We start from the raw sequence: 20931 nt of genomic DNA on the forward strand, positions 1-20931 counted from the left end.
AAAGAAGGCAGGACTTTTTAAATAGATCGCTCTGCAACGGTTAAATACTCAATAAGCGACTTAGAAGTCATCAAAGCCTTCGATTTATCGCTGTTGACAAGGAGCTTTGCTCTTTCCCGGCCCAATTGTAATTCCGTAGGAACATTCGTAACGAGCATCTCAGGGACTTCACCCCTGCGATCGGCTTTTGAGTTTATTGGCCTCTTTGCGTAGATCTTGGATATTCTAAATCCCTCTATCCCCTCATACAGCTCACGAATTGGCTTTACATAGGAGTTGCTTAGGATAAAGTAAACCCCTTTCTCATGGAGTTCAAGGCAGACGTCTCTGAGGCGCTCCTGGTCTTCTTTGCTGAAATCTTCCTTTGAATAGCTGGTAAAACTGGCAGTTTCTGAAACAGGGTGATAGGGGGGATCAAAATAAACCAGGTCTCCAGGCTTGGCAACTCTCAAGATATAGGTGAAGTCTTCGTTGTAAATATCGAGCTTTTTCAAAACTTCACTAGCCTTTCTGAGTCGCTCTTCGTCTACTATCTTAGGGTTTTTGTATCTACCAAACGGAACATTGAACTCGCCTTTCCTATTCTCGCGGTATAAGCCATTGAAGGCAGTTTTATTTAAGTACAAAAGCAGGCTCGCGAGTCTAATATTTGGAATTTCAAATCCGTTTCTAACTATCTCATTGAACTCCGCACGAGCCTTGTAGAAGTACTCCTTCTCATTTTTGTGCCTCTTTGCATCTTCAATTAGTTCGTCAACGTGATCTCTAACAACGACATAGAAGTTTATGAGTTTGGGATTTATGTCGTTTATAGTCCCCCTTTTGGGCTCCATCCAGAAAGTAACCGCACCGCCGCCAAAAAATGGCTCATGGAACGTTCTATTTCTAAAGTCCTTTGGCATTAACGCAACGATTTCATGGAGTATCTGCCTCTTCCCACCGGCCCACTTAAGGATAGGTTCTGCCATCGATTACATCCTCCTAGCCATTATTTAGGTCACGCCCTAATAAGGCATTCGATAAAATTACGTGCAACATAAATATAAAACTTTTGGTGCAACATAATGTTCATGATTTATACTCGAGACCCAACCTCTTTCTAATATAGTTAGATATGTCCAATCCCTCCTCCTGTGCCTGCTTAGAAATCGTCTCATACTCTTCCCCAGTAACGCGGATTGACAACCACTTATTCCGCTTGTTTCTGGCAGCTACCGTTCTAGCTTCAATTTCCCATATTTCTTTGAGGGCCCTAGCTTTTTTCTTAAGCAGTTTGGTGCCATTTAACCCTGAAAATTCCCTAGCAAGAATTTTCTTGAAATCAGAAACTACTTGAGGATCTCCTCCAGAATATTTAGCAAACTCATTCACGGCCAGTTCAACGGCAGTAGTCTCATTTGGGACATTTTTAGATTTCAGGATCACCTCAAAGGCCCTAGTTCCAGCAACGGGAATTTTTAGCTTACGGGTAGCCGGGGTCTTTAACGCTATGAGTTGTTTTATGATCTTTTCGAACATGAGTTCCACCAATATAACGTGCAACATAAAGAGAATTTAAAGGTTAACCCGCTGAAAAATTTAAGGATATGGGATTTATAGGGGATATTCCTGCCAGAGACTGTAGAGAGGATATTAAAAACCGGGGACATTGCCAAAATCACCGTTCTAGAAAAGGACGATAACGAGATTAAGAGACTTGAAGTGGAAATTGTCGATAAGAGCAAAAAATAAAACGGACGTTCGAAGTTCCAAGCGAGTTTCAAGTTAATAACACAACAATCAAACTGGAAAAAGGCAACCGGCGCGGTAAGTATAAGGAATTTGACTTTAGAATAAAACTTAAGCCTCCCAATTCCAAAGAGTTTACGCCAACTCATGCCCATTTACCCCTAAATCAAACTCGGCGAGCTCAACTTTAAACCATTGACTCCAAAGCTCAACTTTATTACGAACAAAAAACGCTGGAGCGGGCATTTAATGGGCAAGGCTATGCGAGAGATCCTGGAGGAGGACTATAGGCTGATTGAAAACCTGTTTTGACTTTGTGGTGGATTTATAAACTTTTCTCCCTATTGAAACATACTGTCAGGATAACTGTGGATTCACCTCATGAAGCCATTCAGTTACATCACCAGGCGGAGAATCAAATCGAGAATGAACCCTAACAAAATTATACCTCTTCCACTTCAAGAAGTTCACAATTGACCTCACCGTATCGAGAGTGAACCCTAACAAAATTATACCAATAGGTCCTTTGTGGCTTATACCATTCGTGATGTTCATCGAGAGTGAACCCCCGGTACATATTCCCCTCTGTGGTGTTGAAGTATAAAAAGCCTCCCGAAATGCCAATAAGGCTGGTCACCCTAATTTCGTTGGGTGATAAGATGCTGCTCAGAAACTACCGCTTCTCCCCGCGCTACGGCCTCGAATAGGGCAGTGGCGGGGTATTCGGCCTTGGGTGCCACAACGGCGTTCTCCACTTCACCCTCGCATTTGAAGCCGAGGCCCACTTCATTGGGGATGGTGAGGAGAAAACCTACGACTTCACGCTGGTCGGCGATGGGTCAACCTCCGGTGGGGACACCTACAACGCGGTAACTGCCGTCGATGAGTACATCTACTTCGGCGGCTGGGTTCACGCGCCCGCGGTCTATAAAAACCGGACGATAAGCTTCGTCAACAAGTACTCCCACGTGCACGCCTACGACACAGAAAACGACACTGTGAGGCTTCTCTGGAAGGAGTCAATCCACCACGAGACCGACTGGACGGATGAGGTTAGCGATATAATCTACGATCCATACGGCGACAGACTCCTGCTGGCCAGGGAGGACGGCCACGCAAACCTTGGCGTTTACACCCTCGACAGGAGAACCGGCAAAGCTGAGGCCCTGATGCACGAACCGGCCCTGAAGGGAACCCTCGTGCACGACAGCATATTCGTTGGAGTCGGCAACAACTTCGTGGGTGGGATAAGGGAGTCCAGAGCGCTTGATTTGATAACCGGGAAGTGGGAGACCTTTGAACCCGGGAAAAGCGTCAACGGGGGACCGTACATAAGGCCAGAGCTGGGAGCAATGGCAAGCTCTTATAACCGTGCTTTTGCATTTGTCCGCGGCGGACTCTTCGTTGGAAACCCTTTCATGGGCGAGGATTTCACCTTCTTCAGGCTGTTCGATTTCTACACGTTCTACGCACCCTTCAGGGTGAACGTGGTAAACGTCGGGGGAGGTATTCTCACGGCATTCAACGCGCACCATAACGCGGTATACATGTCCGGAAACGAGGAGGTGGCAGTGAACGCAAGGATAACCAACACGATAGTTGCCCCAGCGTTCTGGTGTACATCGCGCCGCCGGTGGTCAAGATAGTTGGCGCCTTCGGGGCGAGGATAACGAGCATAGAGAAGGCCGAGGGGAAGATTCTCCTGGTGATGAACAGCGCACCCAACACAAGTGAAACTGAGGCGACGCCCTTCGATACGGGGCGTTAGGGACATCGTTCTCCTCGATGAGAAAATCCTCCAAGAAAGACCTCCAGCTGTAAGCTTTTCCCTGCCCCTGTCACTCCCGAGCATGGCCAGAAACTTTGGGGCGGGGACGTTCGGATGAATTCCACTCGACGGCTACCGCGAGCTGAGGGCTGTGTTCTACCTGAGTTCTGACAACAGGGTCACCGTTTACGAGTACGACCTCTTGCTTCCTCCCACTAAGGCTCAGGCCGAGACCTTTGAGCTGAAGTGAGGGAAGAACGTCCTGGATCTAAGTTACTTCAGCGGAATCGCTTCGTTCGAACTCGAAAAGGAAGATCTGAAATGAAAAGTCAGAATAGATCTTCGCTGATTCCTTTTTATTTCCTCAGGACTCCGCCTTGCCGAGGAGGTTGTTCCAGCTGTGACTGGACTTGATGAGATCCGCAACTGTTAAGTGCTCCTCACCGGTAACCTCGGGCTCAAGCTCCTTCAGCTTTCCGATGAGCTCCTCCCGGCTCAGCTTTTCCTCATCAAACACCACGTAGCCGTTCCGGGCGAAGCCGTTGATGAAGGCCCGCCATATTCTTGTATCCGTCAGGAGTTCGTACTGCTTTGCTCTGGCTTCCTCGGGGGTTATCCTTCCGAACCTGAAGTCGAGTTTTGTGAGGGTTTTCTCGGGGTTCATTGCCACCACCTCAGGCCTTCGTATTTATCGTTCCGAAGTAGTCCTCTATGTCGATGTAGGTCTTTTTGTAGAGCTCGCTGTTCTTCATCTTCTCGACGAACTCTTTTGTCCTTACGTACTTGTCCTTCTTGTAGTCCCAGTCTGGGTGCAGCTTCTTCCACTCCTCCCAGGTGTAGCTGAACTGGGCCTGGACCTTGTCTCTGTAGAGCTCTGGAATCACGTTGAAGGCACAGAACGGCACTATTCTTCCGTCGGGCAGGGCGTAGTGGATGACGCAGCGCTCAACCCTCTCGACGTCGTAGTTGTACTCGTCCATGAAGTGCATCATTCCGAGGAAGAGCGCGTTGATGTGGAACTTTCCAAGGGCCTCGTAGTTTCCGTGCATGAAGGCGTTCTTGATGAGGCCGAGGACGTCGAGGTCTTTGGGAGCGTACTTTTCGTCGTAGAAGCTCTTGAACTTGAGGAATATCTCGGCTCCGAGCTTGAGCTTCTGGAGCCTGCCGAGTTGCTTCCACTTCTCTATTTCCTCAGCCCTGCTCTCAAGGTACTCGACGAAGCCCTCAACATCAAGGAAGCGCGAGATCGGAACGACGCGCTTCTTTTCCCTGTCGAGGAAGACGTAGGTGGCAGCACCGCAGCAGTAATGGCTGGTCATGTAGTAGCGAGAGCCGGTGAAGGCCTCGAAAAAGCGCGCTATGTGGCCGGCTATCGGTATTGGGTACCAGTCATCCATCGCTATTGCCCCGCCGGTCTGCTCCTCTATGCGCTTTATTGCTCCTGGGATTGTTATCCTGAACCTCTGGCGCTCCTTCTTTGGAACCCTGCCGACGAGAGAAATCGGCTGGAAGTTCACACCTCTAACGATGTCGAGGTGGTTAAGGCCAAAGTTGATTATCGCACCGAGCTCGTGGTCGTTGACGTTCCTTATGGTGGTTGGAACGAGCACTATTCCGGGACCGCCTGCCTTCCTTACGTTCTCGAAGATGAGCGGAATCTCCCAATGGTTCTTCCAGTTGGTCTGGGGCGTCATTCCATCGTAGCTCAGATAGAGGGTGTTCACCCCTGCCTCCCTAATCTTCGTGACCAGCTCTGGCTCGAAGGCGAGCTTGATTCCATCCGTGTTTAGCTGGACGTGGTCGTAGCCCTCTTCCTTCGCTATCTTGATGATTTCTATGAGGTCTTCTCTAATTGTTGGCTCTCCACCCGTGAGCTGAACGGCGTTGGCTCCAACTGGGTACTCCTTCTTAGCGTTGCGAAGCATCATGCGAATCTGCTCAAGCGTCGGCTCGTAGATGGGCTGGCCTTCCTTGGCGTAGAAGAAGCAGTACCAGCAGCTCAGGTTGCAGCGGTTGGTGAGAACGATGTTGAGCAGGTTGGTGTGAGAGCGGTGTCTGGCACACAATCCACAGTCGAAGGGGCAGTTGACGCCTGAGTTCTCGACGTTGAAACTGAGGAGCCTCCAGTCATACTTCCATTTCTGGAAGCGGTAGTACTGCTCAACGCTCTCATAATAAACATCGGTGATCATGCCTTCGGGACAGCGCTTGGTTATCCAAACCTTTCCATCCTTCTCCCAGATGAGTGCGGGAACGACTCTCCTCGTCTCGGGACACAGGGAATACGTCTTATGTGGCAGCGGGTCGCCGTAATTCCTGCTGGCGGCCTTTATCATCTCCTCAAACTCTTCCTCCGTGAGCTCGGGAAACTCAATGATGTCCCGTACTCTGCGGGTGAGCTGCTCGAACTCCTTTTCCCCGCTGGGTACTTCGCCAACACTCTCTGCCATAGGGGTCACCTCTCCCATCTTTGCCTTTAGTCGAGTCTTCAATCACTGAGTATAAAAACTTTTGCGTAAATATGCAGATTTGCTTTCATAGGTGGGATGGGGGTGGGTTCATCTGGCTTACCTGGTGAAGTTTTGAGCATCCCACTGGGTAGGGGCTAAAGTCTTGGCGGGAAGAAACGGTTAAAAGTTCCGGGTCAAACTTAAGGCGGTGGTAGAATGCCAGCGAGAGAGATGAGGATGGAGATGTTCTTCCGGGCGCTCCTCAGGAGGGACTTCAGCAAGGCCAAGACCCATCTCGAAAAGCTCCAGAAGATGGTCGGGAGCGACGAGTGGGGGCGCGGCTACGGCAAGGCGATAACTGGATTCATGAGCGCCATAAAGGACAACGACCCCGATGCGTTGATAGTCCAGCTTATAAAGGAGCATGACAGGGAGAAGGCCGAGAAGCTGCTGAAGCACTTCGGGGGAATTCTCGAGCACGACTTCCGCGACGAGTACGAGAGGGGCTACTACACAGCCTGGATCGAGTTCCTCAAGGCTTACCTCTCTCAGAAGGCACTGACGCAGAAGCTCTGAGGTGTTCTCATGGGGAAAGAAGAGCTCATGAAAAAGCTAGCGGAGAAAATTAGAAGCTGCCGAAAGTGTCCCCTCGGCGAGCTCAGGACGAACACAGTTCCAGGTGCTGGGAGCTACGAGGCCAAGGTGATGTTCGTCGGGGAAGCTCCGGGCTACTGGGAGGACCAGAAAGGGCTTCCTTTCGTTGGGAGGGCAGGAAAGGTTCTTGACGAGCTTTTGGCGGAGATTGGCCTTAAACGAGAGGACGTCTATATCACCAACATAATCAAATGCCGTCCTCCAGACAATAGAGACCCAACGGAGGATGAAATCAAGGCTTGTTCGCCGTATCTTGACAGGCAGATAGACATCATAAAGCCAAAGGTCATCGTTCCACTTGGGAGACACTCGATGCGTTACATACTCGAGAAGTTCGGCTTCGATACTGAGCCGATAAGCAAGATACACGGAAAAACCTTCGAAGCGCACACACTTTTCGGGAAGATTGTCATAATGCCGATGTACCACCCTGCCGTCGCCCTTTACCGTCCAACTTTGAGGGAGGAGCTCATGAAGGACTTTCATAAGTTGAAAACGCTGATTGGAGAATCTTTGTGAAAATTTCTTCACTCATCACTTACTCTTCTGAGTGATTTTCTCTCTTTCAGCATTTTTAAGGTTTAATTGCGCTTTTCTGAAGCTTTTTCTGGGAAAGGTTTTTATGATATTAGTAGACATTAATGTACTTGAAAGTCCCAATTAATGCAGAGATCCGTGAAATTCACCTCGAATGCAGTAACTGAGTCTTTAATGGGTGGAAGCGTTCCCAAAAATTTTTCGAGAATACGACAGTATGACAAAGGATATACAGAAAGCTTTATATTTGCCTCGTATTCCTTTGCATGAAACACTTCAGGAGGTGAAAATGTGTCGGACTTCGGTGTGTTGGCGCTACTGCCCCCATTGGTTGCCATTATTTTAGCTATCTGGACAAAGAGGGTCATCCTGGCGCTGTTAGCGGGCGTCTGGATTGGTGGAGTGATGGTCGCCGGCGGCAATCCAGTGGTCGGAACCACCCAGACGCTGGAGTGGATTGTTAGTAGCGTTACAAGCGACTGGAACGCCAGGATACTCATATTTGACTTCCTGATCGGCGCGGGTGTCGGACTTATCTACAAGTCCGGCGCAGTCCACGCGCTGGCGGCTTCCCTGGCAAGGAGGGTCAAAAGCAGCAGGGAAGCCTCAGTCCTCGGATGGATCCTTGGTGTACTGGTGTTCTTCGATGACTACACCAACACCATAGTCGTCGGAAACACCATGAGGCCCATAACTGACAGGATGAGGATTTCCAGGGAGATGCTCGCTTACATAGACGACTCTACCGCGGCACCGGTAGCTGGACTGGCACTCGTCTCAACTTGGATAGGATACGAGCTGCTCATGATAGGAAAGGGATTCGACAGCGCCAACATCGTCTACGGAACCTACGACGCTTGGCTCTCAAGTGTTCCCTATAGGTTCTATTCGATACTGGCAATACTACTCGTTTTCATCGTTGCATATACCCACAGGCACTACGGCCCCATGCTGAAGGCTGAATACCGCGCCAGGACCAAGGGCAAAGTCCTCCGCGACGGTGCGAAGCCGCTCATGACGACCGAGGTTGACTTGGGAATGCCCAAGGAGGGCGGAAACCTCTGGGACTTTGTGATTCCCATACTCGTCCTTGTTGGAGTCTCGATGCTGGCACTCTGGTACACCGGGGCGGCCAACCTGGAAGCCTACAGTCAGGATCTCGGCTGGTGGACCGATCTGGAGAACCCGTTCGGTGTCAACTTCCTCAACTACAGCTTCATCGAGTCCTTCCGTGAGGCCGACGCTGCAACAGCACTCCTCTGGGGCTCCTTCGCCATGGTCGTCGTTGCCAGCATAATGCTTCTTGGCAGGAGGAAGATGACCGTTGAGGAGTGGGAAGACACCGTTATAAAGGGAATGAAGCAGATGCTCTTCGCCAACACCATCCTTGTCCTTGCATGGAGCCTTGGAACCGCCGCTGAAAGCGTTGGAACCGGTGACTACGTCATCAGTCTTGCGACCAGCTCTGGAACAAACCTCGGACCATGGATGCCGCTGATAATGTTCCTCTCTGCGATGTTCGTTGCGTTTACCACGGGAACTAGCTGGGGAACTTTTGCTATAATGGTTCCGCTTGGAGTCCAGCTCAGCTTGGCTTTTACCAAAGGTCAAGTTAATGAGATAGTCTTCGCCACCATCGGAGCCACGTTTACCGGAAGCATCTTCGGCGACCACTGCTCACCCATCAGTGATACCACCATCATGAGCTCCATGTTCAGTGGTTCTGACCACATAGACCACGTCACAACCCAAATACCCTATGCCTTCACGGTTGCGACAATTGGCAGCGTGCTGTACCTCCTGTTCGCCCTGGGAGTCACGAGCTGGGTGATACTCCTGCCGCTGGGTATAGCTCTCCTCGTCGGTGCGTGGTACGTCCTCAGCGAGTGGTACGGCAAGAAGTACGGCATACCGCACGGTAAGGTGCCCATCTACGTGGCTGAAGAGTGATTTCCTCTTTTTCCGTACCTTTCCTTCACCAATTTTAAAAACATGAGAGAGCACTCTTCTTAGAGGTGATGGTGATGCTGATTAGAGCTTTCGTTCCCGCCCACATCACAGCCTTTTTCGTCCCGCGCTTTCACGATGATCCGCTTAAAGCAGGCTCGCTGGGGGCCGGTGTGAACCTCTCCAATGGCACGAACGTCTTTCTCAGTGTTGAAACCGGAACGCTGGAGAGGCACATTCACGTGGCCTTCAACGGCGAGCCTGTGAAGAAGGACGAGGCCGTGATAAGCCACTCCGTCGCTGAAGAGCTCGTTCCAATGGATTTCACAGGTAGGGTTGAGATATGGCAGTACTTCGACTTTCCCAACGGCTACGGCTTTGGCAACAGTGCCGGTGGAGCCCTGGGGACGGCTCTTGCCCTATCATACCGCTTTGGGGGAACCTACCTAAGGGCCGCCCAAATCGCTCACAAACACGAGGTTCTCAACAAAGGTGGCCTCGGTGACATTGTGGGACAGCTCGCCGGGGGTATAGAGATCAGAGTAAAGGCCGGCGGCCCGGGAATCGGTGTGGTGGACAATCTGTTCTTCGAGGACTGCAGGGTGCTCGTTGTTCCCCTTGGAAGACTCTCGACAAAGGAAGTGCTCGACGGCGACGTAATTAGGGCCATAGAGGTCGAAGGCTCAAAAGCCTTGGAAAGACTCCTCGCCGATCCGAGACCGGAACGCATGATGGTTCTCGCTAGGGAGTTCGCCGAAAGAACCGGCCTCCTGAGCGGGGAACTCCTCGAGCTGGCGAAGCAGATAGATAATGTTCTATCCAGCCCAAGCTCAATGATAATGCTCGGCAAAGGTCTCTTCGCCCTTGTGAGGCCGAAGGAAATTGAAATAGTCAGGGAAGTTGTCACCGACCTTGAGGTTCCCTTTGACATCGTGGAGGTCTTCAGGGGAAGGCCAGAAGTTGGGCGGTGGGTGGGGTAGACTTTTATCTTCTTCAGCCCTATTCCCCTCGGTGGTGAGTATGGCAGACATGAAATACAGGGAACTTTCTGACCTTTACCGCAGGCTCGAGAATACCACACTCAAGACGCTGAAGACCAAGTTTGTGGCCGATTTCCTGAAGAGGGTTCTTGATGAGGAGCTCCTTGAGATAGTCCCATACCTTATCCTCGGTAAGGTCTTTCCGGATTGGGACGAGCGGGAACTTGGTGTCGGTGAGAAGCTTCTCATAAAGGCCGTTTCTAAGGCTACTGGCATCCCGGAGAAGGAAATAGAAAACTCCATCAAAGACACGGGTGATCTGGGCGAGAGCGTGGCTCTGGCATTGAAGAAAAAGAGGCAGAAGAGCTTCTTCTCCCAGCCGCTCACTATAAAGCGCGTCTACAAGACCTTTGTCAAGATATCCGAGGCGAGTGGCGAAGGGAGCCAGGACAGGAAGCTAAAATACCTCGCCAACCTCTTCATGGACGCCGAGGCTGAGGAAGGAAAATATCTGGCCAGAACTGTCCTTGGAACAATGAGGACCGGTGTCGCCGAGGGAATTCTGAGGGATGCGATAGCCGAGGCCTTCAAGGTCAAGGCGGAGTTAGTTGAGCGCGCCTACATGCTCACTAGCGACTTCGGCTACGTGGCGAAGGTATCCAAGCTTGAGGGCAACGAGGGTCTTTCAAAGGTTCAGATCCAGATAGGTAAGCCGATAAGGCCGATGCTGGCCCAGCTGGCGGCAAACGTCAAAGAGGCCTTAATCGAGATGGGCGGTGAAGCGGCGTTTGAGATAAAGTACGATGGGGCGCGAGTTCAGATCCACAAGGACGGCGATACGGTTGTAGTCTACTCCCGCAGGCTGGAGAACGTCACACGTTCAATCCCAGAGATGGTTGAGGCGATAAAGTCCCATATAAAGGCGGAAAAGGCGATAGTCGAGGGCGAACTGGTGGCGGTCGGGGACGGCGGCCGTCCAAGGCCCTTCCAGTACGTGCTCAGGCGCTTCAGGAGGAAGTACAACATAGAGGAGATGATAGAGAAAATCCCTCTGGAGCTGAATCTCTTTGACGCCCTATACGTTGACGGGGAAGGGCTTATAGACGTTCAATTCCGGGAGAGGAGAGCCAGGCTCGAGGAAATTGTCGAGGAAAGTGGGAAGGTTAAGCTCGCCCAGCAGCTCGTCACGAAGAACCCGGAGGATGCGGAGGAGTTTTACAAGCGAGCCCTTGAGCTCGGTCACGAGGGGCTCATGGCGAAGCGCTTGGATTCCGTCTACGAGCCTGGAAACAGGGGCAAGAAGTGGCTCAAGATAAAGCCGACGATGGAGAACTTAGACCTCGTCATCGTAGGTGCGGAGTGGGGTGAGGGAAGGCGCGCCCATGTACTTGGCTCGTTCCTAGTTGCCGCCTATGACCCAGAGCAGGGCCGCTTTGTTCCCGTTGGAAAGGTGGGTAGCGGCTTCACGGATGAGGATCTGGTCGAGTTCACCAAGATGCTCAAACCCCTCATAGTCAAGGAGGAGGGCAAATACGTCGAGATAGAGCCCAAGGTGGTCGTTGAGGTAACTTACCAGGAGATACAGAAGAGCCCGAAGTATGAGAGCGGCTTCGCTTTGCGCTTCCCGCGCTACTTGGCCCTGAGGGAAGACAAGGGTCCAGAAGAGGCCGATACTCTGGAGCGCATCGCCCAGCTCTACGAGTTCCAGGAGAGGTTCAGGGCAAAGAGGTGAGCTCCTCTTTCTCTTCTTCCTCTGGGATCAGCCCTGTGGCAAGCTTGGCCGCTTTCTCCACCATCGCCGCAGTGACGAGCATGAATGCCGTAGATATGGCTGCTAAAGAGGTAACAACCTCAACAGGCAGGCCCTCGATTGCCGCCAGTGGGGGCAAATCGTAAACTGCATGTGCAGCCATGGAGAACGCCAGCCCGCGGAACCTTTTCCATCTTCTTCCACTCAGGAGAAAACCGGCCGATACTACAGCCCAAACGGTGTGGAGTCCGACGAGAACCACTCTAACGCCGGCTAAGTATAGACTCTCCCCGAGAGATATTATCCCCATGGTGTAAGCCAATCCCTCTATTAAGCCAAGGAAGAAACCGGTTCCTGCTACCAGTTTCCACTTTTCCCATTTTTGGGCATCCCTGAAGAAGGCTAGGGGAAGAAGCTTAACACTCTCCTCGACGAGACCAGCGGCTGCCGCCAAAGCCAGCCCACTTCCGAGAAGGAGAACCGGAAGCTCAAGAATGGAGGCAAGAATCAACGCTAAGAGTCCCATCCCAAATGCCCTGCCAAGCCATCTCACTTCTGGGAAGCGCCTCCAGGTTCTAAGCGTGCACTTTACGCCGAGGAGAACGCTTAAACCGCCAACCACCACTACAACCCCGAAGTAGTACTCGATGACCCTTTCGACCACTGGCATGATATAGTTTCTCCTTTATCGCTTATTAACCTGATTTCCTCCCCGCCCTGAAGGACAAGGCTTGATAGAATAGCCAAGCTTTTTAAGGTTTGTGTATATCTAATGCTGAATTCATGCCACGATTGACATGGGGGTGTTTAAAATGAAGGACGAGCTCATCGAGCTGATATTCCAGGAGGAGGCAATAATCTTCGGACACTTCGTTCTTACCTCCGGCAAAGAGAGCGACTACTACATAAACGTCAAGAAGCTCATAACGAACCCGAAGGCTCTGAAGCTCATCGCGCGGTTGATGAAGTCCAGGGTGGAAGAGATGGGCATGGGGTTCGATAGAATAGCTGGTCCAGAGCTTGGAGCGGTTCCCATCGCAACGGCCCTGGCCCTTGAGACCGACAAGCCTCTCATCATCGTCAGAAAGAAAAAGAAGGAGCACGGCACGGGGAAGCAGATCGAGGGTGAGATTAATCCTGGAGATAGAATCCTCCTCGTTGAAGACGTCACGACGACCGGCGGGAGTGTCCTGAGGGCCGCGGAGATACTTGAAAAGCAGGGTGCGGAAGTTGTTGTGATAAGCGTTGTAGTAGACAGGGAGGAGGGAGCTAAGGAAAAGATAGAAGAGAAGTATGCCTTCCTCCCACTCGTCTCTGTATCAGAGCTTTTTGCCCGCAGGGGCCTTGTCCGTATAGAGAAGCGGGAGTAGGCCCTCGTGCAGCTTGTGGGGGAGCTTCTCCTTTTTTTTCTTTTCTCCGAATATCCATCTTTCCAGGATGTCCCCGCTTCGGTTATGGCTTTGGATGCCTTTGAGTGAGGTGCGTACTCAACTACGGGCCTCCCCTTGTTGGTGGCTTCGGGGACATTGTGGTCGTAGGGTACTATCCCAATGACGGGCATCTCGATGCTGTACTCGAGGAAGTCTACTATATCGTCGATATTTGGTGAGGATTCCCTGACCTTGTTGAGTATGGCCCCGACCTTTAGACCGTAGCCCTCTCCAAGGGCCTTTAGTTTCACTACCTCGCTCTCTATCATCCCGTGGATAAAGTGGATCGGACAGCGCTCTATCTCAACTATGATGAGCTGGTACTGAGTTAGTCTGAAGGTCGAGATTGTGTCGAACGGTATTCCAACGGGCGAATCTATTACCGTGACTTGATATCTCGTCTGTATTTCCCTCACGATGTCTCTCAGCCTTCTCTGGTATATGTCTAGGATGTCGTAGAGCTTTGAGCTCCTTGGAAGAACGTCCACATGTGTTTTAACGTCTGGGTATACTGCATCGAGAACTCTCATTTCGGGGGTTTTTATCGGGGTGTGGGGATTTGTAGATCGGGTTGTCTATGCCGAAGTGGAACGCAAGTTTTGGGAGATATGGGTCGCCGTCTATGACGAGTGTTTTGTAGTTCTTCTTGGCGAGGTAAGTGCTTAGATCTGCGGTCATGGTGGTTTTTCCAGCCCTACCCCTTCCTGTGATAACTACGGATACCATTGGATAATCCTCCTGTTTTTTAAATTATAAATTATTAATAAATGATTGGAAGAAAAGCCTCAGATGTAGTCCTCAAGCGTTTTTGCCCTGACCATTATTGAGGCCTTTTCTCGGCCGTAGAATATCTCTACAAGCCCGTCAGATTCGAGTTGTTTTATTGTTTTAAGAACCGTGGGCATTGGGGTCTCAAGTTCCTCGCTCAGGTTCTGGAGGGCCACAGCCCTCCTTTTGGTGGCGAGGATTTTATAAACCACATCCTTATGCCTGCCGAACATCAACGGCACCGTTATTTATTACTCGCTCATCCTAAATAAACCTTCCGAAGGGGGTTTTGACGTTCATTCAAGGTTAGGTTTATAAAGCCTCCCCGAAATGGGCAATTATGCAGGGACTTGTTGAGAGGATGGACTGGAAAGGACTCGGCATCGTTAAGCTCGGGAATAGGGAAATCCACGTCCCGTTCACTGCCCCGGGGGATGTGGTTGAGATCAAGCGGTGGCGGAGAAAAAAGCGGACGCTTATAGCTACCAAGTATGAGATTGTTGAACATTCCGAAATCCGAAGGAAGCCCGTCTGTCCTTATTTTGGAACCTGCGGGGGGTGCCTTCTCCAGCATCTGCCCTATGATGAGCAAGTCAAGTTTAAATCTGACAGGCTTTCCGAAATTCTTGGGATGGAAGTTGAGGTTATACCATCTTCCGAGATATATGGCCATCGAAACCGCATTGATGTTGTCATTTCGACAAGAGGGATAGGCTTCAGGAGGCGCGGCACCTGGTGGAACGTGGTGAACATCGAGGGGTGTCCCGTCTTTGGAGATGCCAGCAGAAGGGTCCTCAGCTCACTCAGGGAGTTCATAGAGGACCATAAACTGAGCCTCTACGAGATAGGCAAGAACAAGGGCTTCTTGCGCTACATCGTCATCCGTGAGGGTAAATTTACGGGCGAGCTAATGGTGAACCTCGTAACTGGCCAGGGGAGCCTTTCCGAGGATTTCCCGGCCTACTTTGACTACGCCGATTCCATCTACTGGAGTGTAAACAGAACGCCGAGCGATGTTTCCTATGGGGTGGTGGAGAGATTCTGGAAGAACGAGTTCATACGCGAGAGGCTCGACGATGTCGTTTACCTCATCCATCCCAACAGCTTCTTCCAGACGAACAGCTACCAGGCGGTTAATCTTGTGAAAGAAGTCGAAAAGGCCGTTGAAGGTGAGAGCGTTCTCGACCTTTACTCTGGTGTTGGGACGTTCGGTGTTTACCTTGCAAAGAGAGACTTTAAAGTGGAGGGCATTGAAATAAACCCCTTCGCTGTGGAAATGGCGAACCGCAATACCAAACTGAACAATGTTGATGCTATCTTCAGGGTTGGTGAAGACAAGGACGTCGAGGACTTGGCAAACTACGACACAGTAATACTTGATCCTCCAAGGGCAGGTTTACATCCAAAGCTGATTAGGAAAATCTTAAAGGATGAACCGCAAACCATCGTTTACGTATCCTGCAATCCGGGGACTCTCAAGCTGAACTTGGATAAATTACTCTCGAAGTACTCCATAGATAGTGCTGTTGGCTTGGATATGTTTCCCCATACACCCCACGTAGAAGTGGTTGTCAAACTTAAATTCAAGGTTTAACTTTAGAACCAGTAAGTTCAAAAACTTAATATACTTGGTCTGCATAACGTTGGGTAGGGGTGATTAAAAATGCTCGATGAAAGGGACAAGATTATAATCGACATGCTCACCAGAGATGCCCGCACTCCGTTCACGGAGATAGCGAAGGTATTGGGCATCAGCGAGACGGCCGTCAGGAAAAGGGTCAAGGCTCTCGAGGAGGCTGGGGTTATACGGCAGTACACCATCATGGTTGATCCGTCAAAGCTCGGTTACAACCTCGTCAGCCTTACTGGGGTTGATACACTCCCTGAGAAGATATTCGAGGTCGCGAACAAGCTCAAGGAGTTCGAGTTCGTGAGGAACGTCTATCTCACGAGCGGTGACCACATGATAATGGCCGAAATCTGGGCCAAGGACGGAGAGGACCTTTCAGACATAATCTCCAACAAGATAGGTAAACTTGACGGCGTCACCAAGGTTTGTCCGGCCATAATCCTCGAGAAGCTCAAGTGAGGCCGAGGTTTTGCCTCTCCAAACTCTTTTATGCTCTGCGCTGGATTAGTTAGGCTTTTGATGTTTCATAGAGTCCGGAGAGGAATGTCCACGCTGATAACCGCAACTTTAAAACTGTCCAAAACATTCCGCCAGCGCTCAAACTTTTGCCCGGCAAAAGTTTGGGGTGGTGCGGTGGCCGGGATTTGAACCCGGGTCACCGGCTTGGGAGGCCGGTGTCCTAGACCAGGCTAGACTACCACCGCGCGTTTAATACTAAGCCACTCTGGGCTTAAAAGCTTTACTTTATCCTTCCGCCTTTCTGGCAACTATCAGCCGAACTATACCTTTGTAGTAGCTCTCCTCGCACTCCACCTCAAAATATCCCCTGACCAGGTGGTGGGTCTCCCTCAGCGTATTGTCCTCTATGAGCCAGCCAAGAACGAGGTCTAGAGGTTTTAAAAACAGCCAGTTTAAGAGCTCACACTCGCTCTTCGTGTGTTCCAGGAATATTGCCCTGCCGCCGGGCTTTAAGACTCGGTAAATCTCTTTCATAGCCTTCTCTGGATTCGGCACAGTACAGAAGACAAAGGATGAAATCACGGTATCGAAACTTTCACTTGGAAACTCCAGTTTTTCAGCGTCCATAATATAAAATCGGGCGTTCAGACCGAGTTCTCTGGCCTTCTTCTCTGCTATCTTGACCATCTCAGGCACAGCATCGACTGCATGGAGCTTGACGTTGGGATTGTAATAGGGAAGGGTCTTGCCAACACCGACGCCTATCTCAAGAGTTCTTCCCTTAACAAAGCTTATAGCCTTCTGTCTCAGCGGGCAGAAGAATCTGTCCAGTGGTTTTTCTAGGATGTTGTAGCGCTCCCCAAGCCTCGCGTACTTCTCCCGGAAGCCCATGATCTCGAATTTTAATCAGTGGTTAAAACTCTTGCTGGATAGAAACGGGGAGTCGGCAGACTTTTAAGGCCGGACCCTAAAGCTCCTCCGGTGATGCTCATGCCGTACCTGATAATCGAGCACCTGGAGGAGCTGAGGGAGTGGGTTCTCCTCGAGTACCGGCACGCGAGCGAGTGGTGGGGGGAGAGACTGATATTCACCAACGTGGAGCCGCACGAAAGGGAAGAGCTGGCGAAGCTCGGCGGGGTTATACCGCAGAGTGTCACAGAGTTTCCCTTCGACAGGTCGAAGCTCATAATCCTAGACCCCTTCGCAGAGGAGGAGCTTAGGCCCGAAGATATAAGTGAGGACAGCATAATAGTCGTCGGCGGAATCCTCGGCGACTTCGAGTTCACCGGGAAGACCAAGAAGTTCATAACCGAGAAGATCGAGGGGGCAAGGGCCAGGCACATCGGGAGCGTTCAGTTCTCCATAGACGGCTCGGCTATCGTTGCGAAGCTGATTGCAGAGGGTAAACGCTTGGAGGGGATAGAACACGAGGAGAACCCAACGATAAAGCTCGACGAATTCAGCGAGATAACTCTCCACTACGCGGTTCCGAAGCTGGACGGAAAGCTCCTCCTAACGCCCGGGCTGATAGAACTCCAGAAGATGGAGCTGGGCTACACTGAAGACGAGATAATCGACGAGGAGCTTGAGGCGTTCGTTGAGGGGAAGGGAGAGCTCTAAACCGGATCCCTCCCCAACCCATTTCTGCGTTGCAGAATCTCTTGATGGATTCCGGGAACAGGTACTGTATTACACTTCTGACCATTAGCCACCATACGACATACATTGGCTGTTTTAATCCTATAAACTCTAGTGTACTAAACAAAATCCCAAAACGTAAAACTTATAAGGCTCGGTACGTTGTTACTAATGCCCTCTATGGGGGTGTTAATATGAAACGTGGGATATTACTCGGAGTTCTCCTGGTTGGAGGACTGCTTGTAAGCCTCGTTCAACCCAAAGCTGCTGGACCCCCTGGGACCACAACAGCGATGTCAGGCAATGGAGTCAAGATGAGTGGGTCTGGGCCGGAATTCATGGGCAAGTTCTCGTGTGCGATGGAAAGTTCCAGAGAATCCTCACAGACACAGTCTACGGAACAGCTACAGCAAAAGGAATGAAAGAGTGGTATGGGGGAATTGTAAGAAGACCAGATATCTCGTATGCATACGTTAGGTACGTGAGATACAATGGAGACAGTGGTACAGCATTTGCAGATATACCCAACTACTTTGGATGAATAATTAATCATGTAATAACAGGAGGCAAGAATATGAAAAAATCCCTTGCGTTTTTTATTGTTTTTCTTATAGCCTCAACGGCATTTCTCCTACCGTTACAGGCATCGACTGTCCCATACTGGTTCAAAGAAGGAACCTACATTAAATACGCAATGAAAATGCCCTACAATCCCGAGAAAAACGAGGTAAACATCTTCATGATCTGGCCAAGACTCCTTCCGAAGGACGCTTACAACAGGATTAAAGAGGTCTATGAAGGGGATGCTGGCCTCTTCAAAATTGACAACCGTAGCATAATATCGCTCTTCGTTACAGGAGATTCGCACTTGACTTTTGAGATTTTTAATGTCACTAATGAGACCGCTCTCGTGAGGGTTACTCTGGAAATGAACAACGTGAGCGTGAGACCGGGAGTAACCCTTCCCCGCTTGGTCTTATCAAAAGTTCTCCACCTAAACCTGAGCAACATGATGTACTACGAAGAAGACGGCACTCCAATCGGACCACCCATGTTCTTCATAAACCCCACCCACCCGCCGAAAAAGGGGGATTATCTTCTCACTCCAGCTTTTCTGAAGAAATACGGCCTTAGGGGGAATGATATTGTCGTAACGAACGTCTCCTTCACTTGGATGGAAGACAAAATCCTCCACACACATTACAGGGACTTTATTCCACCCTATCTGTTTGTTGAGAGCAAGGGTGCATATATTATTGATGACCTAACAACGGGTGAGAGCCATAGTGTTTTAATTGAGCTGATTTACGAACCGGACACGGGTATTCTTATAACAACAATTTTCGCAGATATGACGTCAGAACTGACAAGTTTGGGGGTTATAGGAGCGATTGCTCTTGACAGGGTAAACTCCCGGAAGCTTAAGAAGATCATCGACGAAGGAAAGGACGATAGGGAGTGGTGGGCTCAGGGATTCAACCTCTACGACACCAACATCAAGCTCCCTGACTACGGGAGCGGGCGTTCACCTTCGACGCCGGCTAAGTACTTCTTCGCCCTCTCGCTCGTCATTCTCGCTGTGATCTTCCTGTGGACGGAAAGGAGGCGGAAGAGGTGACGTGGAAAGCGCTTTTCCTGGTATTTTTGATGGCCGGTTTGCTCATCCCTCCTGTGTATTCAGCTGTAGAAGCTATGGAGAAGCCCGGCTACCTGTTCGTTGAGGCACCCAGTGGCCTGGTGGCTGAGATAGTAGGGGTAGCTCTTACGCTACTCCCGTAGGTCTGGTGCTCCCTCCTGGAAACTACACCGTCAGGATAACCGGAAACGTCACGGTGGTTGCCCAGGTTTCAGTGGTGGCCGAAACCGCCACCATCGTTCGCGTGAATCCCAGTGAGATTGCAGAGGCGGTTTCAGGGGAGGGAATCGTGTCGATAAGGGCAATCTTCAACGAGAGTGCCAACTACAGCCGGGAGAAGCTCAACCCACCATTCAATCCGTTTGCGTTCCCTGGGGGGTGTGGAAGTAACTCCGGGTATCTCAACATATCAAACCCTTACCCAATGGGTCTCGCAGTGCGGGGAAGGGACGAGGTGTACATAACCCTCAATGGAACCTTTATGCATATTGGAGACGATGACGGGAAACCCTGTATTTTCTATGTTGAAGTGTATCCCGGGGGAAGCGAAAGACAAGAAAGTGTCAGGAACGCCACCTACCTCGTCCCGTGGGCGCGGCTGGAGATAACCTCTGTTCCCGAGGATCTAACGTTTTACATCAACGGGGGCCACAATAGGTACATCTTCTATACCCCCATGGGCCTCTACGTTCCCGCAATCCCCCATGACGTCTACAACGCCACCGCCATCGGTTACTACGGAACGATACGGATTCCGATAATTCACAGGCTCGACACCCACGTCGTTGGGATAGCGGAGAACCACTACCTCATCGAAAGCGTCGTCAGGGTTGTTCCCAATGAGACTCACCACATTAATGTGGACATGAAAAAGGTGAAGTCTGCCCTGACGGTGGAGGAGAAGACGGTGAAAGCGGTTGCCCTTGAGATCGATTCGGAGCCCGGGAATGCCTCGCTCGTCGTCACCGATGGGGTCCTGAGGGCCTTCGCCACCACGCCCGCCACGCTGTTCCTCCCTCCCGGGAACTACACGGTCATAGCCTCCAGGGGCAACCTCTCCGCCCGGGAATCGGTGGTTCTGGTCGAGAGCTCAAGCGTCTTCCTGAAGCTCTCCCCGGCCAGCGCAACCCTCACGGTCGTGACCTATCCAGGCAACGCGACGGTGCTCTTGAACGGCAAGGAGGTCGTGGCAAGAAACCTCACCCTCAGCCCCGGACGCTACAACCTCACCGTGAAGGCCCCGGGCTACCTCATGAAGAGCGTGGAGGTAATCCTCGCGCCCAACGAATCGAAGAGGATTGAAGTGAACCTAGAGAAGAAGCCCGCGATGGAAAGCCCGGAAATCGTTGTTCCAAAGCCTTCAAGAGGATTGGACGAAACCAACTCGGAGAAGAAGACCCCGACCAAGGAAAACGACACCCCCGGAGACACCCAAACCCTCCCGGCACCTCCCTCTGGCCCGCCGGGAAGGCACTACTACTTCCTGTGGGTCAAGGTAGTTATCCTTACAGGGGTCGTGGGTGCAGTCTACCTGGTGCTGAGACTGAGGAGGTGAG

At 51.0% G+C, this 20931-nt stretch carries 22 protein-coding genes, 1 tRNA gene and 3 pseudogenes; 16 read left to right on the top strand and 10 right to left on the bottom strand.

From position 1 onward, the window contains the following. Positions 1–17: 17 nt before the first annotated feature. On the bottom strand, positions 18–968 hold the full coding sequence (locus A7C91_RS04600) for a DNA adenine methylase (protein WP_068665318.1): 951 nt from the start codon (positions 966–968) through the stop codon (positions 18–20). Positions 969–1068: 100 nt separating this feature from the next. Further along, positions 1069–1518, bottom strand: coding sequence for a plasmid mobilization protein (locus A7C91_RS04605; protein WP_068665320.1), 450 nt, complete (start codon positions 1516–1518; stop codon positions 1069–1071). Positions 1519–1893: 375 nt separating this feature from the next. On the opposite strand from A7C91_RS04605, the pseudogene A7C91_RS11680 reads away from it, so the two are divergent. Beyond that, a pseudogene (locus A7C91_RS11680) lies at positions 1894–2040 on the top strand (EVE domain-containing protein); the annotation flags it as partial. Between the two features lie 45 nt (positions 2041–2085). Here A7C91_RS11680 and A7C91_RS11110 read toward each other — a convergent pair. Further along, positions 2086–2175, bottom strand: a pseudogene (locus A7C91_RS11110) (IS6 family transposase); the annotation flags it as partial. A gap of 341 nt (positions 2176–2516) precedes the next feature. On the opposite strand from A7C91_RS11110, the pseudogene A7C91_RS04610 reads away from it, so the two are divergent. Then, a pseudogene (locus tag A7C91_RS04610) lies at positions 2517–3496 on the top strand (DUF2139 domain-containing protein). A gap of 364 nt (positions 3497–3860) precedes the next feature. Here the strand turns inward: A7C91_RS04610 and A7C91_RS04615 are convergent. Together A7C91_RS04615 and tes are read right to left on the bottom strand one after the other, a co-directional pair. Next, a complete protein-coding gene (locus tag A7C91_RS04615) occupies positions 3861–4160 on the bottom strand; it encodes a DUF3213 domain-containing protein (protein WP_068665322.1) in 300 nt (99 codons plus the stop codon). 10 nt (positions 4161–4170) lie between these two features. Then, positions 4171–5946 carry a tetraether lipid synthase Tes gene (gene tes, locus A7C91_RS04620; protein ID WP_068665324.1) on the bottom strand — a complete coding sequence of 592 codons (1776 nt, stop codon included), beginning with the start codon at positions 5944–5946 and terminating at the stop codon, positions 4171–4173. A gap of 216 nt (positions 5947–6162) precedes the next feature. On the opposite strand from tes, the gene A7C91_RS04625 reads away from it, so the two are divergent. The 5 genes from A7C91_RS04625 to A7C91_RS04645 all read left to right on the top strand — a co-directional run bounded on the left by A7C91_RS04625 (position 6163) and on the right by A7C91_RS04645 (position 11796). Beyond that, complete coding sequence (locus A7C91_RS04625) at positions 6163–6522, top strand: hypothetical protein (RefSeq protein WP_068665326.1); 360 nt, start codon at positions 6163–6165, stop codon at positions 6520–6522. Between the two features lie 9 nt (positions 6523–6531). Beyond that, on the top strand, positions 6532–7119 hold the full coding sequence (gene udg, locus A7C91_RS04630) for a type-4 uracil-DNA glycosylase (protein ID WP_068665328.1): 588 nt from the start codon (positions 6532–6534) through the stop codon (positions 7117–7119). Positions 7120–7428: 309 nt separating this feature from the next. Further along, the gene (locus A7C91_RS04635; protein WP_068665330.1) at positions 7429–9087 is read left to right on the top strand and encodes a Na+/H+ antiporter NhaC family protein; all 1659 of its coding nucleotides are present in this window, start codon (positions 7429–7431) and stop codon (positions 9085–9087) included. 74 nt (positions 9088–9161) lie between these two features. Then, positions 9162–10064 carry a pantoate kinase gene (locus A7C91_RS04640; RefSeq protein WP_068665332.1) on the top strand — a complete coding sequence of 301 codons (903 nt, stop codon included), beginning with the start codon at positions 9162–9164 and terminating at the stop codon, positions 10062–10064. A gap of 49 nt (positions 10065–10113) precedes the next feature. Then, on the top strand, positions 10114–11796 hold the full coding sequence (locus tag A7C91_RS04645) for an ATP-dependent DNA ligase (RefSeq protein WP_068667398.1): 1683 nt from the start codon (positions 10114–10116) through the stop codon (positions 11794–11796). Here A7C91_RS04645 and A7C91_RS04650 read toward each other — a convergent pair. Beyond that, positions 11780–12484 (bottom strand): hypothetical protein, encoded by a 705-nt coding sequence (locus tag A7C91_RS04650; RefSeq protein WP_068665334.1) that lies wholly within the window; start codon positions 12482–12484, stop codon positions 11780–11782. The genes A7C91_RS04645 and A7C91_RS04650 overlap by 17 nt on opposite strands. Positions 12485–12626: 142 nt before the next feature. Between A7C91_RS04650 and pyrE the strand changes: the two genes are divergently transcribed. Both pyrE and A7C91_RS12325 read left to right on the top strand, forming a co-directional pair. After that, entirely contained in the window at positions 12627–13184 is a 558-nt protein-coding gene (gene pyrE, locus A7C91_RS04655; protein ID WP_068665336.1) for an orotate phosphoribosyltransferase, read from the top strand. 104 nt (positions 13185–13288) lie between these two features. Then, on the top strand, positions 13289–13423 hold the full coding sequence (locus A7C91_RS12325; RefSeq protein ID WP_324609518.1) for a hypothetical protein: 135 nt from the start codon (positions 13289–13291) through the stop codon (positions 13421–13423). 316 nt (positions 13424–13739) lie between these two features. Here A7C91_RS12325 and A7C91_RS12330 read toward each other — a convergent pair whose 3' ends face one another. Together A7C91_RS12330 and A7C91_RS04660 are read right to left on the bottom strand one after the other, a co-directional pair. Then, positions 13740–13970 carry a nucleotide-binding protein gene (locus A7C91_RS12330; protein ID WP_324609519.1) on the bottom strand — a complete coding sequence of 77 codons (231 nt, stop codon included), beginning with the start codon at positions 13968–13970 and terminating at the stop codon, positions 13740–13742. Between the two features lie 59 nt (positions 13971–14029). After that, positions 14030–14245 carry a helix-turn-helix domain-containing protein gene (locus A7C91_RS04660; protein WP_068665339.1) on the bottom strand — a complete coding sequence of 72 codons (216 nt, stop codon included), beginning with the start codon at positions 14243–14245 and terminating at the stop codon, positions 14030–14032. 107 nt (positions 14246–14352) lie between these two features. On the opposite strand from A7C91_RS04660, the gene rlmD reads away from it, so the two are divergent. Both rlmD and lrpA read left to right on the top strand, forming a co-directional pair. Then, the gene (gene rlmD, locus A7C91_RS04665; protein WP_068665341.1) at positions 14353–15606 is read left to right on the top strand and encodes a 23S rRNA (uracil(1939)-C(5))-methyltransferase RlmD; all 1254 of its coding nucleotides are present in this window, start codon (positions 14353–14355) and stop codon (positions 15604–15606) included. 69 nt (positions 15607–15675) lie between these two features. Next, entirely contained in the window at positions 15676–16101 is a 426-nt protein-coding gene (gene lrpA, locus A7C91_RS04670) for an HTH-type transcriptional regulator LrpA (RefSeq protein WP_068665343.1), read from the top strand. A 167-nt stretch (positions 16102–16268) separates the two neighbouring features. On the opposite strand, the gene A7C91_RS04675 is transcribed toward lrpA, so the two are convergent. Both A7C91_RS04675 and A7C91_RS04680 read right to left on the bottom strand, forming a co-directional pair. Continuing rightward, a tRNA-Gly gene (locus A7C91_RS04675) sits at positions 16269–16346 on the bottom strand. Between the two features lie 40 nt (positions 16347–16386). Continuing rightward, positions 16387–16992 carry a class I SAM-dependent methyltransferase gene (locus A7C91_RS04680; RefSeq protein ID WP_068665345.1) on the bottom strand — a complete coding sequence of 202 codons (606 nt, stop codon included), beginning with the start codon at positions 16990–16992 and terminating at the stop codon, positions 16387–16389. Between the two features lie 99 nt (positions 16993–17091). On the opposite strand from A7C91_RS04680, the gene A7C91_RS04685 reads away from it, so the two are divergent. The 5 genes from A7C91_RS04685 to A7C91_RS04700 all read left to right on the top strand — a co-directional run bounded on the left by A7C91_RS04685 (position 17092) and on the right by A7C91_RS04700 (position 20930). After that, on the top strand, positions 17092–17721 hold the full coding sequence (locus tag A7C91_RS04685; protein ID WP_068665347.1) for a hypothetical protein: 630 nt from the start codon (positions 17092–17094) through the stop codon (positions 17719–17721). A 370-nt stretch (positions 17722–18091) separates the two neighbouring features. Continuing rightward, on the top strand, positions 18092–18280 hold the full coding sequence (locus A7C91_RS11685; RefSeq protein ID WP_234394472.1) for a hypothetical protein: 189 nt from the start codon (positions 18092–18094) through the stop codon (positions 18278–18280). Between the two features lie 33 nt (positions 18281–18313). Continuing rightward, positions 18314–19357: a hypothetical protein gene (locus A7C91_RS04695; protein WP_068665351.1), complete on the top strand. Its 1044-nt coding sequence runs from the start codon at positions 18314–18316 to the stop codon at positions 19355–19357. Then, complete coding sequence (locus A7C91_RS11690) at positions 19354–19518, top strand: cytochrome c family protein (RefSeq protein ID WP_234394473.1); 165 nt, start codon at positions 19354–19356, stop codon at positions 19516–19518. The genes A7C91_RS04695 and A7C91_RS11690 overlap by 4 nt, the downstream gene beginning before the upstream one ends. 5 nt (positions 19519–19523) lie before the next feature. Further along, positions 19524–20930: a PEGA domain-containing protein gene (locus A7C91_RS04700; RefSeq protein WP_234394474.1), complete on the top strand. Its 1407-nt coding sequence runs from the start codon at positions 19524–19526 to the stop codon at positions 20928–20930. Position 20931 lies beyond the last annotated feature (1 nt).

Source organism: Thermococcus piezophilus (assembly GCF_001647085.1).
Taxonomy (GTDB): Archaea; Methanobacteriota_B; Thermococci; order Thermococcales; family Thermococcaceae; genus Thermococcus; species Thermococcus piezophilus.

Excerpts from the sequence above, each read along its gene's own strand:
- A7C91_RS04600 (WP_068665318.1), bottom strand. The coding sequence starts at position 968 with ATGGCAGAACCTATCCTTAAGTGGGCCGGTGGGAAGAGGCAGATACTC.
- A7C91_RS04605 (WP_068665320.1), bottom strand. The coding sequence starts at position 1,518 with ATGTTCGAAAAGATCATAAAACAACTCATAGCGTTAAAGACCCCGGCT.
- A7C91_RS04615 (WP_068665322.1), bottom strand. The coding sequence starts at position 4,160 with ATGAACCCCGAGAAAACCCTCACAAAACTCGACTTCAGGTTCGGAAGG.
- tes (WP_068665324.1), bottom strand. The coding sequence starts at position 5,946 with ATGGCAGAGAGTGTTGGCGAAGTACCCAGCGGGGAAAAGGAGTTCGAG.
- A7C91_RS04625 (WP_068665326.1), top strand. The coding sequence starts at position 6,163 with ATGCCAGCGAGAGAGATGAGGATGGAGATGTTCTTCCGGGCGCTCCTC.
- udg (WP_068665328.1), top strand. The coding sequence starts at position 6,532 with ATGGGGAAAGAAGAGCTCATGAAAAAGCTAGCGGAGAAAATTAGAAGC.
- A7C91_RS04640 (WP_068665332.1), top strand. The coding sequence starts at position 9,162 with ATGCTGATTAGAGCTTTCGTTCCCGCCCACATCACAGCCTTTTTCGTC.
- A7C91_RS04645 (WP_068667398.1), top strand. The coding sequence starts at position 10,114 with ATGAAATACAGGGAACTTTCTGACCTTTACCGCAGGCTCGAGAATACC.
- A7C91_RS04650 (WP_068665334.1), bottom strand. The coding sequence starts at position 12,484 with ATGCCAGTGGTCGAAAGGGTCATCGAGTACTACTTCGGGGTTGTAGTG.
- pyrE (WP_068665336.1), top strand. The coding sequence starts at position 12,627 with ATGAAGGACGAGCTCATCGAGCTGATATTCCAGGAGGAGGCAATAATC.
- A7C91_RS12330 (WP_324609519.1), bottom strand. The coding sequence starts at position 13,970 with ATGGTATCCGTAGTTATCACAGGAAGGGGTAGGGCTGGAAAAACCACC.
- A7C91_RS04660 (WP_068665339.1), bottom strand. The coding sequence starts at position 14,245 with ATGTTCGGCAGGCATAAGGATGTGGTTTATAAAATCCTCGCCACCAAA.
- rlmD (WP_068665341.1), top strand. The coding sequence starts at position 14,353 with ATGCAGGGACTTGTTGAGAGGATGGACTGGAAAGGACTCGGCATCGTT.
- lrpA (WP_068665343.1), top strand. The coding sequence starts at position 15,676 with ATGCTCGATGAAAGGGACAAGATTATAATCGACATGCTCACCAGAGAT.
- A7C91_RS04680 (WP_068665345.1), bottom strand. The coding sequence starts at position 16,992 with ATGGGCTTCCGGGAGAAGTACGCGAGGCTTGGGGAGCGCTACAACATC.
- A7C91_RS04685 (WP_068665347.1), top strand. The coding sequence starts at position 17,092 with ATGCCGTACCTGATAATCGAGCACCTGGAGGAGCTGAGGGAGTGGGTT.
- A7C91_RS04695 (WP_068665351.1), top strand. The coding sequence starts at position 18,314 with ATGAAAAAATCCCTTGCGTTTTTTATTGTTTTTCTTATAGCCTCAACG.